At 64.1% G+C, this 14,302-nt stretch carries 11 protein-coding genes; 4 read left to right on the top strand and 7 right to left on the bottom strand.

All coding sequences use genetic code 11. From position 1 onward, the window contains the following. Nucleotides 1-176: 176 nt before the first annotated feature. The 6 genes from F2P44_RS33480 to F2P44_RS33455 form a co-directional block, all read right to left on the bottom strand. Entirely contained in the window at nucleotides 177-1,073 is an 897-nt protein-coding gene (locus F2P44_RS33480) for a hypothetical protein (RefSeq protein WP_167094292.1), read from the bottom strand. 174 nt (nucleotides 1,074-1,247) lie between these two features. Further along, nucleotides 1,248-3,143, bottom strand: a complete 1,896-nt coding sequence (locus F2P44_RS33475; RefSeq protein ID WP_167094290.1) for an FAD/NAD(P)-binding protein — start codon at nucleotides 3,141-3,143, stop codon at nucleotides 1,248-1,250. Between the two features lie 95 nt (nucleotides 3,144-3,238). After that, nucleotides 3,239-6,331 carry an efflux RND transporter permease subunit gene (locus tag F2P44_RS33470; RefSeq protein WP_167094288.1) on the bottom strand — a complete coding sequence of 1,031 codons (3,093 nt, stop codon included), beginning with the start codon at nucleotides 6,329-6,331 and terminating at the stop codon, nucleotides 3,239-3,241. Continuing rightward, entirely contained in the window at nucleotides 6,328-7,521 is a 1,194-nt protein-coding gene (locus F2P44_RS33465; protein WP_167094286.1) for an efflux RND transporter periplasmic adaptor subunit, read from the bottom strand. Before F2P44_RS33465 ends, F2P44_RS33470 begins: the two co-directional genes overlap by 4 nt. Nucleotides 7,522-7,605: 84 nt before the next feature. Further along, entirely contained in the window at nucleotides 7,606-8,970 is a 1,365-nt protein-coding gene (locus F2P44_RS33460; RefSeq protein ID WP_167094284.1) for an ATP-binding protein, read from the bottom strand. Next, entirely contained in the window at nucleotides 8,967-9,695 is a 729-nt protein-coding gene (locus tag F2P44_RS33455) for a response regulator (RefSeq protein ID WP_054265849.1), read from the bottom strand. Before F2P44_RS33455 ends, F2P44_RS33460 begins: the two co-directional genes overlap by 4 nt. 172 nt (nucleotides 9,696-9,867) lie before the next feature. On the opposite strand from F2P44_RS33455, the gene F2P44_RS33450 reads away from it, so the two are divergent. Together F2P44_RS33450 and F2P44_RS33445 are read left to right on the top strand one after the other, a co-directional pair. After that, entirely contained in the window at nucleotides 9,868-10,344 is a 477-nt protein-coding gene (locus F2P44_RS33450) for a Spy/CpxP family protein refolding chaperone (protein WP_167094283.1), read from the top strand. 256 nt (nucleotides 10,345-10,600) lie between these two features. Next, the gene (locus tag F2P44_RS33445; RefSeq protein WP_167094281.1) at nucleotides 10,601-11,260 is read left to right on the top strand and encodes a hypothetical protein; all 660 of its coding nucleotides are present in this window, start codon (nucleotides 10,601-10,603) and stop codon (nucleotides 11,258-11,260) included. Nucleotides 11,261-11,278: 18 nt separating this feature from the next. Here the strand turns inward: F2P44_RS33445 and dsbD are convergent, their stop codons facing one another. Further along, nucleotides 11,279-13,144, bottom strand: a complete 1,866-nt coding sequence (dsbD, locus tag F2P44_RS33440; RefSeq protein ID WP_167094279.1) for a protein-disulfide reductase DsbD — start codon at nucleotides 13,142-13,144, stop codon at nucleotides 11,279-11,281. Nucleotides 13,145-13,596: 452 nt separating this feature from the next. On the opposite strand from dsbD, the gene F2P44_RS36740 reads away from it, so the two are divergent. Continuing rightward, entirely contained in the window at nucleotides 13,597-13,905 is a 309-nt protein-coding gene (locus F2P44_RS36740; protein WP_167094294.1) for a contact-dependent growth inhibition system immunity protein, read from the top strand. A 39-nt stretch (nucleotides 13,906-13,944) separates the two neighbouring features. After that, nucleotides 13,945-14,262: a hypothetical protein gene (locus F2P44_RS33430; RefSeq protein ID WP_167094277.1), complete on the top strand. Its 318-nt coding sequence runs from the start codon at nucleotides 13,945-13,947 to the stop codon at nucleotides 14,260-14,262. Nucleotides 14,263-14,302: the final 40 nt, after the last annotated feature.

Here is a 14,302-nt window from a genome sequence, read left to right as displayed (position 1 = left end):
GCAGTGCGTGGGGCAGCAGCATTTGCTGCTGCGGCTCGTAGGGAAGATAGCTTGATGTCATCGGTCAAAAATGCGTTTGCTCGGTTGACATGGATGATATCAAGTTTCTGCCGCGCAGACTCCTAGCCCTGCGCGGGAAGTCGTTTCTGGCAGTGCCAGGAACGACGGGCTAGGGGCTAGCGTCCGCGCCGGTTTTCCGGAAACATTTCCTTCTGCAAGAAATCGGCCAGCTCCGCCGTATCCTGCACCCGCGCACTCATCGTCACCACGCGCTGCAAGCGGTGCGAATCCCACTCGAAATCGCCGGTCTTTTCCTTGCGGATAATCTCGATCATTTTCTTGATCACGGCCGTCTCGATATCCTTCTCCGTGCCCAGCTCGACCGTGACTTCCTGCAGCCAGCGCCGCTTGAAGCTCGGATTCCAGCCGCGGAACTTGACGGTGGCCGTCATGGCATTCTTCTTCACCTCGAACACGCCGCCAGTATCGTTGCGGTCGTCGCCCTGGCTGCGGCCATTGGCGGCCGCGATATTCGCCTTGGCGATGCGCATGCCGCGCTCGGCCGCGCTTTCCTCGGCCGGCTGCTCCTCGGCCTGGCCGCGCGCGCGCCGCCGGGCCTCGATGGCAGCCGCCATGTCGGTCTCGGGCGCCACCACGGCAGGCTTCACCGGCTTGGGCGGCTCCGCCGTATCGGCTTGCTTGACCGGTTTTTCATTCGGGATGGTAATCGTGTTCGGCAAACGCTGCACCCTGGCCACGGTCGGCTTGCTGGGGCGCGCCTGGGTGGTCGGTTTGGGCGTCGTTTTCGGCTGTTCCTTGGGCTGCGGCTTCGATTGCGGCAGCGTGACGTACACCATCTCGGCGCCCGAGGGCGGCGGCGGGGCTTTTTTCTCGCTCTGGGGTTTCAGCACCCACAGCAGCACCAGCAGCAGGTGCAAGGCCACCGTGACGGCGATCCCGACCGAGTTGAAGCGCTTGATCTCGTAACTGGGCACCGCGTGACCGGGCAAGGGCTGACCGCAATGCTCGCAGTAGCCGGTATTCTCGGTCGAATGGTGGGAATGGTCACGCAAAATAGAACAGCTTTCCAGGGTACGGCGTCAACGAAATGCGGCACAGGTGCCGAAGTCTATACGTTTTGCGGCTTTTGCGCATTGGCAAGCTCACCCTGTGCAGCTTACAAGATGAGTGTCTTGATGGTTGTTACTATATGTATCAGTGCTGCAACAATCGGGCCGGTCCGGGATTCAGGTGGTGGCGCGCTCGGCGGCGAACTGGAAGCGGGGGCGCGCCTGGCGCCGCGCACTGTCGCGCTCGGCCAGCTGGCCGAACAGTTCGCGCACGCAGCGTTCGGCGTCGAGCACCTGGCGCGAGTGCATGCGCGGCCGTGGCAGGGCGTGGGTATAGTAATTCGGGCCTTCGACCAGGTAACCGAGCGCCCACAGGTTGGCGCTCGGGCGCGCCGCGCTGTCGAGCGGATGGTTGGCCTGGTCGATGTCGATCCCGCCCGGGTGGAAGGTGCCGTTGTAAAAGGGCCGGATGGTGCCGCGCTTGAGCAGATTGCGGATCAGCGCACTGTCATCGGTTTCCGGCGAGAAGACGTCGAGCCGGGCCACCACCAGCGCATCGACGTGCTGGATGGCCGCCCCGGAAGCGAAGCGCGTGTGCAGGGCGAACTGGGACAGGTCCTCGTCGATGCGGATGGCGGCGTTGGGGCCGGCCGCCACGCTCAGCACGCCGGCCTCGATCAGGGCCAGCAATTGCTCGTTGCGGTGGCTGGGCGGGCCGAAGGTGACCCGGTTGATGGCCGGGTTGTAGACGCTGAGGAACTTGCGGTGCGAGGCGGCGCTCAGGCCGCCATGCTCGATCATGTCTTGCAGCACGCTGCGGGCGTCGCGCAGCACGTCGGCCGCCGCCTTGATCGGACTGCCCTGGTTGCCGCGCCGCGCTTCCGACAGGTCGTCCGCGATCATGCAGGTAAAAAAGGTCGAAAAGTCGTCGGCGTTGGCGAACTGGCGCCCGTGCAGGGGAAACAGCATGGCGTCGAGCGCGGCGCGCTCCTCCGCGCCCGGCTCGTAGGCGGCGCCCTCGGGCACCGGGCGGCCCAGCGCGCCACGCCAGGCGCAGCCCATTTCCTTCATCAGGAGCGGCAACAGTTCGCGGTCGAAGTCGAGCTGGGGGCTGCCGCGCTCGCGCTGGGCTTGCTGGCGCAGGGCGCGCACCGCCTCGCGCGTGAAAAAGCGCGCCTGGTGGTGCCCGTTCAAGCCTTTCTGGTTGACCCCGCGCGCCGCCGCCGGCAGGCATTTGCGCGAAAACAGCAGCAGCGCCGGCTCGCGTCCCGAGCGCAGGTAGCGCAAGCCGCTGCCGGCCGGCTCGAAGCGCCCGCCCCGGCCCACCGTGAGCTGCGACACCACATCGTGCGCGGTCAGGCCCAGCCCTTCGATGGCGACCCGGGCATCGCTGGCAATGCCCACCAGCTTGTCGAGCGGATACACATGGCGGATAAAGGCCAGCTTGCCGTTGTAGCGCGCATGGTCCTGGGCGAACTTGTGGCACCAGGCTTCCTCGTCGGTCAGGTTATTGCGGCTGTGGCCGGTGGTCATGAACACAAAATCGCTGCTGACCGAAAAACCGCTGTCGAGTTCCACCATGAAGCTGCCGTCCGGCATCTGGAACATGTCGATGGCGCGCTGCCGCAGGTGGGTCAGCGTCACCGCCGGCGGCAGGGCCGCGCGGATGGCATCGAAGGCCCAGATCAGGTAGCGTCCCAGCAACTGGCGCGGCAGGTAGTCGGATTCGGTGATGGTGGCGCCGCCCTCTTCCCCCGGCGCCACCTGCACGAACTGCTCGCCGAAGCGGCGGTAACCCTCGGCATGGGCCCATTCGGTCAGCGAGGGCGTGGCGCACACCGGGGCCAGCTCGACCGCCTCGCGGAAGGGGAAAATGGTGACCTGGCTGGCCACGGTATTGATCAGGAGATGCTGCGGCTGGTTGGGCGAATGCACGCCCGGCCCGCACTCGCCGGGATCGATCAGATTGACTTGCAGCGGTGTATTGTGCGCACGCGCAAACGCGGCGATGCGTTCAAGCAGGGACAGGCCGCGCGGGCCCATGCCGATGAGGGTGACGCTGTAAGGTTTCATGGTGACCGCCCGTCAATGAAAAAATGCAGCTTCCATGGTGGCAGACGGTCAAAAGATCGTGTTGTTTCCAGTCAATTAAATCCCTAGCGGAAATATCAATGCGCCTTTTCCAAGCTTGCCAGCTGGGCATCGGTCATCGGCCCGCTGCCGCTGTACTTGTCGAGGAACAAGTAGATCACGGGAGTGATGTAGAGCGTGATGACTTGCGAAAACAGCAAGCCGCCGACCACGGCCAGGCCGAGCGGCTGGCGCAGTTCGGCGCCGGCGCCCACGCCGAGCGCGATCGGCAGTGCGCCCATCAGCGCGGCCAGGGTGGTCATCAGGATCGGGCGCAGGCGCAGGATACAGGCTTCGCGGATCGCCTCGGCCGGGCTCAAGCCCTCGTTGCGCTGGGCGTGCAGGGCGAAGTCGATCATCATGATGGCGTTTTTCTTGACGATCCCGATCAGCATCAGGATGCCGATGATGGCGATCATGGTCAGGTCCAGCCCGAAAATGCGCAGAGTGAGCAGGGCGCCCACGGCGGCCGAGGGCAGGCCGGCCAGGATGGTCAGCGGGTGGATGAAGCTTTCGTACAGCACGCCCAGCAGCACGTAGATGACGCCCAGCGCGGCCACGATCAGGATGATCTGGCTCGACTGCGAATCCTGGAACACCGCGGCGTCGCCGCCGTATTTGGTGATCACCGAGGCTGGCAGCTTCATGTCCACGCCCATCCGGTCGATCTTGCCGGTGGCCACGCCCAGCGGCACGTTGGCGCCCAGGTTGAACGACAGGGTAATCGCCTGCAGCTGGCCCTGGTGGTTGACCGAGGTCGGGCCCACCGTGCGCTCGACCGTCGCAAAGCTCGACAACTGCACCAGCTGGCCGCCCTTGCTGCGCACCGACACCCGTCCCAGGGCATCCTCGGACTGGCGGTCGGCCAGTTCGGCTTCCAGGATCACGTTGTAGCTGGCGGCGGCCGAATAGATGGTCGATACCTGGCGTTCGCCAAAGGCCGCGTACAGGGCGGTGCGCACGTCGGCGATCTGCACCCCCATGGCGTTGGCCTTGTCGCGGTCGATCTTCAGGGTCGCTTGCAGGCCGCGGTTCTGCGAGTCGCTGGTGACGTCGCGGAAGTCCGGGTCGGCGCGCATGCGCTCCAGGTATTTGTTGGCCCAGTCGCCCAGCGCGTCGGAACTGACGCTTTGCAAGGTGTACTGGTAGCGGCTCTTGCTGGGCCGTCCGCCCAGTTGCAGGTTCTGGATCGGCGACAGGAATACCGACACGCCGGCCACCTGGCGCGTGGCTTTGCGCAAACGCTCGACCACCTGCGGCATTTTGACGCGCTGGTCGCGCGGCTTCAGGGCGATGAAGCCGCGCCCGGTATTGCCGCCGCCGGTAAACGACGTCACATCCTGCACGCTCGGGTCGGCGCGGATCACGGCCACCACTTTTTCCTGCAAAACCAGCATGGCGTCGGTCGAGGTATCCTCGGCCGCTTCGATGGTCATGCGCAGCTGGCCCAGGTCTTCCTCGGGAAAAAAACCCTTGGGGATGGTGCTGTACAGGATGATCGTCAACACAAAGGTGCCGAGCGCCACCAGCAGCACGATGAAGCGGTGCGCCAGCGCAAAGTCGAGCGAGCGCGCGTAAGCGTCGCGCACGCGCGCAAAGCCGGCCTCGAAGTGGCGCCCGATGAAACTTTTCTCGCCGCCCTCATCAAGCGCATGGGGCGGCAGCAGGCGGCTGGCCAGCATCGGCACCAGGGTCAGCGACACCAGCGCCGACACCAGCACCGACAGCCCCACCACCACCGCGAATTCATGGAACAGCAGGCCGATCACGCCCGGCATGAAGAAGATCGGGATGAACACGGCCACCAGCGAGATCGAAATCGAGACGATGGTAAAGCCCATTTCGCGCGAACCGACCAGCGCGGCCTCGACCGGCTTCTTGCCCATTTCGATATGGCGCACGATGTTTTCCAGCACCACGATGGCGTCGTCGACCACCAGCCCCACGGCCAGGGTGATGCCGAGCAGGGACACGTTATCGAGGCTGTAGCCGAAGGCATACAGCAGCGACAAGGCACCCAGCAGGGAAATCGGCATGGTCACGGCCGGAATGAAGGTGGCGGCGGCGCGGTGCAGGAACAGGAAGATCACCAGCACCACCAGCGCCACAGTGCCGGCCAGGGTCAGGTTGACGTCGTGGATGGCTTCGCGGATCGATACCGAACGGTCATTGACCAGGGTAATCTTGATCGAGGCGGGCAGCTGGGCCTCGAAACGCGGCAACAGCTTGCGCACCGCGTCGACCACCTGCACCGTGTTGGCGTTGGGCTGGCGCTGCACCAGCAGCACGATCGAGCGCTCGCCGTTGTAGCTGCCGGCCGCTTTCACCGACTGGTAGCTGTCTTCGACCGCGGCCACGTCTTTCAGGCGCACCGGCTCGCCGTTGCGGGTGGCCACGATCAGCTCGGAAAACGCGGCCGCGTTCATCAGCTGGGCGTTGCCCTGGATGGTCATGGTCTGGCTCGGGCCGTCGAGCACGCCCAGCGGCGCGTTCGAGTTGGCGGCGCGCAGCGCCAGCGCCAGCTCATCCATCGACAGGTTGCGCGCGTTCATCAGGTCGGCCTTGGCGCGCACCCGCACCGCAAAGCGCTTCTGGCCGTTGACCGATACCTGGGCCACGCCGGGCAGGGTCGACAGGCTGGGGGCGACCAGGTTTTCGGCGTAATCGTTGAGCTCCGACAAATTCATCGAGGGCGAGGTCATGGCCATGAACAGCACCGGCGCGTCGGCCGGGTTGACCTTGCGGTAGGAGGGCAACTCCGTCATCTCTTGCGGCAGCTGGCGCTGGGCGCCGAGCAGCGCGGCCTGGACATCGATGGCGGCCACGTTGACATCGATGCTGGGATCGAATTCCAGGGTCAGCGAAGTCTGGCCCTGGGTGCTGGTCGACGTGATGAGGTTAATGCCGGCGATGGTCGAAAACTGCTTTTCGAGCGGCAGCGCGACCGAGGAGGCCATGGTTTCCGGGCTGGCGCCGGACAGGTTGGCCTGGACGTTGATGACCGGGGTGTTATAGCTGGGCAGCGCGGCGACCGGAATGGCCATGTACGACAGCACCCCCACCAGAATCAGGCTGAGCGAGAGCAGCACCACCATCACGGGGCGCCGGATACACAGTTCGGACAGATTCATTGCGTCGCCACCGTGGCCTTGCCATCGCGTTTCGCCGCGGGCGCGTCGGCCAGCTTGACGCGGGCGCCGGGACGCAGGTTCTGCTTGCCTTCGGTGATGACTTTTTCATCGCCGTTCAAGCCCGAGACGGCCGCGTTCACGCCAAAGGTGTGCAAGCGCGTGACCGGCACCTGTTGCGCGGCCTGGCCGGCGTCGACCACATACACGAAGGTGCCGTGGCTGTTGCTGATGATGGCCGCCTGCGGGATCACCACCGCGTTCCTGATGGTTTGCACCGTCACGCGCGCGCTGACGTACTGGCCCGGCCACAGGCTGGTGGCCTTGTTGTCGAACAGGGCCTTGACCTTGATCGAGCCGGCCAGCGGATCGACGCTATTGTCGATGAAGCTGAGCTTGCCGCTGGCCGCCTTGCCGCCGGCCGTGCCGAGCGCCTCGACCGTGACCGGGCCATTCTTTTGCGCGGCCAGCAAGTCGCCCAGCGCCGCTTCCGGCAGGCTGAAGGCGATGTTGATCGGGTCGAGCTGGGTGATGGTGGCCAGCGAGGTGGCCAGCTGCACCAGGCTGCCCGGGAATACATTGATGGCGCCGACCCGGCCCGCCATCGGCGCGCGGATGGCGCTGTAGCTGGCGTTGACCTGCTCGGCCTTGAGCGCGGCCTGGCCGGCGCCGACCAGCGCGCGCGCCGAATCGACCTGGCTTTTCAGGGTATCGACGGCGCTCCGGGCGATGAATTTTTGGGCGAACAATTCCTCGCTGCGCTTGTACTGGCGCTCCAGGTCGGCGAAGGTGGCGGCATCGCGCGCGATCTGGGCGCGCGCCTTGTCGATATTGGCGCGCTCGCTGCGGTCGTCGAGCGAGAACATCAGTTCGCCGGCCTTGACGAACTGGCCTTCCTTGATATGCACCGTGCGTATCGTGCTGGTCGTTTGCGGATGCAGGTCGACCGTACTGACCGGGGTCACGCTGGCATTGGCCTGCAGCAGCACCGGCACGTCCTGGCGCTGCGGCGCCACCACGTTGACGATGGCCGGCGGCTGGGCGCCACCCTTGCCGTTCTTGTCGCCCGGCGCGGCGGCGGCGCCCTGATGCTCGCCCGGGCCGGCGTGCTGCGCGCCCCGGCCCAGATACCATGCGCCGGCGCCGATGAGAACGGCGAGGCCGGCGATGATGACGATGCTTTTCTGTTTCATGCGTTTCCCTGGTCGCCACTGCGGGCGGCTTATGATCGGTTCAGTACATTCAATGGTAAGCGATGACGGCGCTGGCGGGCGGAGCTATTTGCCGGCGTAATACTCCGGCAGGACCAGGGTGACCTCCAGGCCGCCCTCCGGATGGTTGACCAGGGCGATGCTGCCGCCGTGCTGCTCGGCGATATTGCGGGCGATGGTCAGGCCCAGCCCGGTGCCGCCGGATTCGCGCGAGCGCGACGTTTCCACACGGTAGAACGGCTCGAACACGCGCGCCAGCTCGCCCGGCGCGATGCCGGGGCCATTGTCGCGCACGCGGATGCGCGCCGCGCCGGCGCCCGCTTCCACCGTGAGATGGGCGCGCTGGCCGTACTTGATGGCGTTGTCGATCAGGTTGACCAGGCAGCGCCGCAGCGCCATCGGGCGCCCCAGCAAGGCCATGCCGGCGTGGCCGTGGACCACCACCTGCTGGCCGGCGTCGGTGGCGTCGCAGGTGACGCTGTCGAGCAGCGAATCGAGGTCGAGCGCCTGCATCGCTTCGGTGGTGTCGGTGCTGCGCGCCAGATCAAGCCCTTCGCGCACCATTTCCTGCATCGCCGACAAATCGCCCACGAGGCGGTCGCGCAGCTCGCCGTCGCCGACTTTTTCGAGGCGCAGGCGCATCCGGGTCAAGGGTGTTTGCAAGTCATGGGTGATGGCGGCCAGCATCTGGGTGCGCTGGAAAATGTATTGGCGGATGCGCGCCTGCATGGCGTTGAAGGCCGCGCTGGCCTGGCGGATCTCGCTCGCGCCCGACAATTGCAAGGGCGGGTGGTTGATGTCGTTGCCGAGGTCCTTGGCGGCCTGCGCCAGCTGCTTGAGCGGACGCGTGGTCATGCGCGCGACCAGGTAGGCGAGGAAGGCGATGCTGACCAGGAACAGGCCGATGATCATGCGGTAATCGGTCTCGTGGGCGATCACCGAGGGCGGCGGCGGCATCACCATCAGGCGCAGCAGTTCACCATCGCGCAGGCGTACGTTGATGCTCTCGCACACGCCCTTCCATTGCGATTCGGTGGGGCCGAACATGCTGTTCTGGATGCGCGGCACGTCGCAGGCGGCGGGCCGGGCCGCGATGCTGGCCAGCTTGTACTGCGGCCCCATGCGCACCGCCAGCGCCGCCGTGAACGCCGATGGCACGGGATTGACCGGCAGCTCGTCGTTGATGACGACCAGCTGGATGCCGGGGCGGTTGGCGGCGTCCAGATAGGCCAGGCGGGCCGAGGCCGGCACCGTTTCGGTGGCGGTGATCAATTGTTCGGCGCGGTCCATGGCGTGCTGGTCGCGGAAGGCTTCGATCACCCTCTGGCGTTCGTTTTCGGCCAGCAGCTGGGTCAGCACGGCGGTGATGACGACGCCGAGCAGCAGTGTCAAGAACACGCGCCCGGTCATCGAACCGAAGAAGGCCTTCACGTGCCGGGCTCCACCGTCACCTGGCCGGCCAGCACGTAGCCGCCGTTGCGCACTGTCTTGATGATCTGCGGCAGGCGCGCATCTTCGCCGAGCTTTTGGCGCAGGCGGCTGATCTGGATGTCGATCGAGCGGTCGAAGGGATCGGCATCGCGGCCCTGGGTCAGGTTGAGCAGCTGGTCGCGGTTGAGCACGCGGTTGGGATGTTCGAGGAATACGCGCAGCAGGCGGAATTCGGCGCCGGACAGCATGATGACGATGCCCTCGGGATTGAGCAGGTGGCGCGCGGTCAGGTCCAGGGTCCAGCCGGAAAAGCGCATTTGCTGGGCATTGTCGGACGGCGCGTTGGACGGCATCGCGTGGCTGCGACGCAGCACGCTGCGGATGCGCGCCAGCAGCTCGCGCGGCTCGAAGGGCTTGGGCAGGTAATCGTCGGCGCCCATTTCCAGGCCCAGGATGCGGTCGAGCGGCTCGTTGCGGGCGGTCAGCATGATGACCGGCAGGGTCGAGGTGGCGCGCAGCTTGCGGCACAGAGTCAGGCCGTCGTCGCCGGGCAGGTTCAGGTCGAGCACGATCAGGTCGGGACGCGCTTCGTCGAGCGTCTTCCACATGGCCGTACCGTCGGCCGCAGCCAGGGCGCGGTAGCCGTTCGATTCGAGATAATCGGCCAGCAGCGAGCGGATGTCGCGGTCGTCGTCAACGATGAGAATGGTAGAAGGAGTATCCATGCCCGCAATTATCCCCACTTAGCGTGGCCCCGGATAGCGGTTTTGTATCGTCATGTATATTGCCATGGCGCCGATACATATTGATACAAACTCTTTGGCAGCGGACACCGATTGGAAACATGCAGGGAACATGATGCAGTTGCACCCCGCACATTCACCCAAAGGAAACGCCATGAACGTACTGAATAATGTCCGCAACAGTCTTGTGATCGGTTTTGCCGTGCTGGGCATGGGCGCCGCCGCCGTCGCCGTGCACGCGCAGGAGAGCGGCCATCCGAAAGCGGCCAGCGTGGAACGCCACCACGGCGAGCGCGCCAACTGGGGCGCGCGCATGGCCGCGCGCCAGGCGCGCTTGCACGACCAGCTCAAGCTCAGCGCGGCACAGGAACCGGCCTGGGCGGCGTTTACCGCCGCCAGCAAACCGGGCCAGCGTCCCGCCCGTGGCGAGCGTGGCCAGTGGGCCAGCCTGACCGCCCCGGAACGCATGGAAAAGCAACTCGACATGGCCAAGCAGCATGTGGCCGCCATGGAAACCCGGCTGGCCGCGCTCAACACTTTCTATGCAGTACTCACGCCGGAACAAAAGAAAGTATTTGACGAGCACAGCATGCGCGGCGGCCATCACGGCAAGCACAAACGCCACGCATAAGCAGCGTCAGATGCCGGCCATTCCTCGCGCGCCACGGGGAATGGCGCCTGCCCGCCATTTCCGCTATCTCCGCCATACGAAGCGGTATGGACGTCTTTAACGTTGTACTTACACCTCAATTGTGTCTTCCCGCCATAAATATGCGCGTGCGGGGATTCCTGCAAAGTGTAACGTGGTGTATCCTCAAGAAAATCTATCCGCGCGGCAATCAAAAACCAGTTTCCGGCTGCGGCATCAACCACATTCCGGGGGCAGCATGAGCACGATGGTGTACGACAAGACCGAAAAGGGTCGAGAGGAAATTTCCACACGCAAACATCAACTATCATCGCGCCTGCGCACGATTTTGGTGATGATCGACGGGCGTCATTCGCTCGACGATTTGTTGCGTAATTTTGCCGGCGTGGGCGTGACGGCGGACAGCGTCAAGGAATTGCTGCAAGAAGGCTATATTTATCTCGCCAGCGGGGAAGAGCCCGTGGCGCCGGTGGCACCGAAGCTGCCGGCATCGGCACGGGCGCGCCAGGTGGCGCGGCGCGCGGCCGGGGCCGAGGGCGCTCACCATGACGAGGTACACGACGACGCCGCAGCCCCGTTGCCGGTGGTCGCCAGTGCCGAGGCGCCATCCGCGCAAGCGCTGGCCGAGAGCCAGCTCGACGACGCCACCCGCTTTCGCCACCTGTACGACTTCTACAACCAGACCATCAAGAGCACGATCGGGCTGCGCGGCATCATGCTGCAGCTCAAGGTGGAAAAGTGCAATAACGTCGACGACTTCCGCGCGCTGCGCCTGCAGTACCTGCAAGCGGTGCTCAAGGCCAAGGGCAGCGAAATGGCGCGCAGTCTGCGCGGCCGCCTCGACGAGCTGCTGGGCGGCAAGCCCGAGCACGAAGACTTCATCCTCCCGGACAATTAAGTCCGCGCCCCTGCGGGCTTAGTTCAGCTTCTTCAGCGAGGCCGTGAACTTGTCCGCATTCTGATATCCGATCACGCGGCTGCCTGCAATTTCCTGGCCGCGCTGATCGAACAAGATGATCCCCGGCGGCCCGAACAGGCCGAAGCGCTTGAGCATGGCCTTGTCGTCGGCATCGTTGGCGGTGACGTCGACTTGCAGCAAGAGCGTGCCGGCCAGTTGCTGGCGCACGCGCGCATCGACGAAGGTCAGCTTTTCCATTTCCTTGCAGGATACGCACCAGTCGGCATAAAAATCGAGCATCGCGGTCTTGCCGGCGTTGTGTGCCAGCGCGGCGTCGAGCTGGGCCACGGTTTTGATGCGGGTGAAGGCCAGGCCATGCTGCTGGCCGCCCACGCCCAGATGGGCCAGCGGCGCGAGCGGATCGCGCCCGCCGGTGGCCGCACCGACCAGCTGGATCGCTCCCAGCAGGGCGCACACGACGCCCAGCGCGAGTCCGGCCCAATGGCGGACGTGGCGCAGCATGTAGACGCCGTAGCCGAGCAGCAGCGCACTCCACAGCAGCATTTGCAGCAGCGGCGGCAGCACGGGCGAGGTCAGCCACAGGGCCATGCCCAGCATGGTGACACCGAAAAAGCGTTTGACGTGGTTCATCCAGGCGCCGGTGCGTGGCAGCAGGGAGCCGGCCGACAGGCCGACCAGCAACAGCGGAATGCTCATGCCCATCGCCAGCGAAAACAGCGCGACCCCGCCGACGACGCCATCGCGCGACTGGAAGATAAAGGTCAGCGCGCCGGCCAGCGGCGCGGCCACGCAGGGACCGACGATCAGGGCCGACAGGGCGCCCATGATGAACACGCCGATGAGTTTACCGGCCGACTGGCGTCCAGAGGCGTCGACCAGGCGGTGTTGCAGGAAGGATGGCACTTGCAGCTCGTATACGCCGAACATGGACAGCGACAGGGCCACGATCATGATGCCGACACCGATCAGTATCCACGGCTTTTGCAGCTCGGCGGCCAGGCCTTCGCCCATCAGGCCGGCGGCAACGCCCAAGGCGGTGTAGACCAGGGCCATGCCGAGCGAGTAGGCCAGTGCCAGGATGAAGCCGCGCGCGCGCGTGGTGCCGGCGCCCTCGCCCACGATGATCGATGCCAGGATCGGGACCATCGGCAGCACGCAAGGGGTGAACGACAGGCCGAGGCCCAAGGCGATGAAGGTGGGGATGATCAGCCACAGCTTGCCGCCGCCGAGCAGCGCGGCGCCGTCGCCGGTGGCGGGCGTGGCGGCCGGGGTCTGGACTGCGGCCGGGGCTGGCGCTGGTGCAGTGGGCGGCTCGGGTGTGAGGGCCTCGTCGGCGGTGCCCTGCTTCGGCTTGGCGACGGGGATGGAGGCGGGCGGGGTCGACATCGATGGCTTGGACATGCCGGGCGCTGGCGACGCGCCGGCAGCGCCCACCAGGCGGGCCTCAGCTTCCTGCGGCGCGTAGCACAGGCCGGCGTCGGCGCAGCCCTGCGAGGTGGCCGTCAGCGTGAACATGCCGGAGGACTCGACGGGAATCGTGATGGTGATGCTCTTGCGGTGGGTTTCGACATCCTTCTGGAAGGTTTCGTCGAACTTGACCTTGCCGGGCGGGATGACCGGGGAGCCCAGCGTGGCGTTGGCGGCGGTGAATTTGAAGCGTTCGCGGTACATGTAGTAGCCGTCGGCGATGTTGTAGGTGACGGCGATGGTTTGCGGGTCGACCATGCGGGCCGAGAACTTGAAGGCCACCTCGGGGGCCAGGTAATCGTCTTCCGCGCGCGCAGGGCTGGCGAACAGGAACGAGAGGGCAAGCAGGAGCAGCGCGAGGGCGTGAGCCGGCGCTTTCAACGAAAAGGCAAACATGACTTCCTTAGCGGGACGCGAAGCAGAATAGTACACCGGGGGAAGTGTTCCCGTGTGCGGTGGGAACATACAATGGGAGACACATGACCGGCATTGGCGGACGGGGTGTTAACCGGCTCCAGGGCGCGGAATTGGTTCGTCGAATGTCATCGAGGCCAGATCGAGTCGACTCCTCAGCTGAGCAATCTGTATCTCCACCAGCATGATTTTTCACAATTGGCGGGACGATTCAGACGTCATCCCGGCGCCGGGAAGAGAGAGGATTGCAAGTTTTGGGGAAATGACTATTGCTGTCAACTGAAGGCCTAGTTAATGATCTACAATCTTTACAATCGAACACATATCAAATCTTAAAAAAACACTTAGTCAACTTGAGCGGCATGAATGGGGGTTGGTGCCGGATGATGAATCGCCCATGATTCGCCGCACAGCGGAGCTGCGGCACAAACCCAATCGGAGAGTTCGGCGCTGAGGACCTCAGGCTATGTTTGGGCCAAGATATCGGGATAGCGTTTTTATTACCTTTGGCATTACCATATCTTGAGATGGATTCATATTCCGAAGGAATGCATTACAGAGGCGATCTTTTATGTAACGTGTTGAGAATCGATAAGGAATTCCATAATGACAATCCTCATTATAAAGACCGGGCAGAAATTCTGCATCATAGAGCATGGGATTTAATTAGCACCCTTGACGAGATCGACGCAGAGTGTCTGCGCCCAGCGCTTGCGGAGGCTGCCGAAGAATTTTCTCGCTAGCGCCTGCCCTCTTCTCACTTGATTTTCCAATGAGATTCCATGAAAATTTTTACCAATCATCGACTAATATTGGCCATGTTGTTTTTCTCATCATGCATCTCAATCAACGGTTGGAGCGCAGATGCTGCCAAATTCGATTTTGTGCGTAAAAGTCCTGTGGATTTTTTAAGTTTTTTACAGAAAAATAAACACCAAAAAACTTATCTCATCCGTGAATCCACCACGACATGGATTACGGAAGAACATATTCCCCGGCTCATTGCCTTATTAGAGCCTCTTGCAAAACTAGCGGAACGGATGAAAATTGCTTGGCAGCGCAAGCGAAAAGGTGGGGGTGGGCGCCCATTTCTGGCATGATTTAGTTTCTAACGCTTAATCAAAACGCCCACACCATGAA

This window comes from Massilia frigida, from assembly GCF_011682175.1.
Classification (GTDB): domain Bacteria; phylum Pseudomonadota; class Gammaproteobacteria; order Burkholderiales; family Burkholderiaceae_D; genus Telluria_A; species Telluria_A frigida.
Note: the sequence above shows the minus strand (reverse complement) of the source record. Positions and strands in the feature narration are given on the sequence as shown.

Coding starts and splice junctions, on each gene's coding strand:
- F2P44_RS33475 (WP_167094290.1), bottom strand. CDS start 3,143: ATGAAACCTTACAGCGTCACCCTCATCGGCATGGGCCCGCGCGGCCTG.
- F2P44_RS33470 (WP_167094288.1), bottom strand. CDS start 6,331: ATGAATCTGTCCGAACTGTGTATCCGGCGCCCCGTGATGGTGGTGCTG.
- F2P44_RS33465 (WP_167094286.1), bottom strand. CDS start 7,521: ATGAAACAGAAAAGCATCGTCATCATCGCCGGCCTCGCCGTTCTCATC.
- F2P44_RS33455 (WP_054265849.1), bottom strand. CDS start 9,695: ATGGATACTCCTTCTACCATTCTCATCGTTGACGACGACCGCGACATC.
- F2P44_RS33450 (WP_167094283.1), top strand. CDS start 9,868: ATGAACGTACTGAATAATGTCCGCAACAGTCTTGTGATCGGTTTTGCC.
- F2P44_RS33445 (WP_167094281.1), top strand. CDS start 10,601: ATGAGCACGATGGTGTACGACAAGACCGAAAAGGGTCGAGAGGAAATT.
- dsbD (WP_167094279.1), bottom strand. CDS start 13,144: ATGTTTGCCTTTTCGTTGAAAGCGCCGGCTCACGCCCTCGCGCTGCTC.
- F2P44_RS33430 (WP_167094277.1), top strand. CDS start 13,945: ATGAAAATTTTTACCAATCATCGACTAATATTGGCCATGTTGTTTTTC.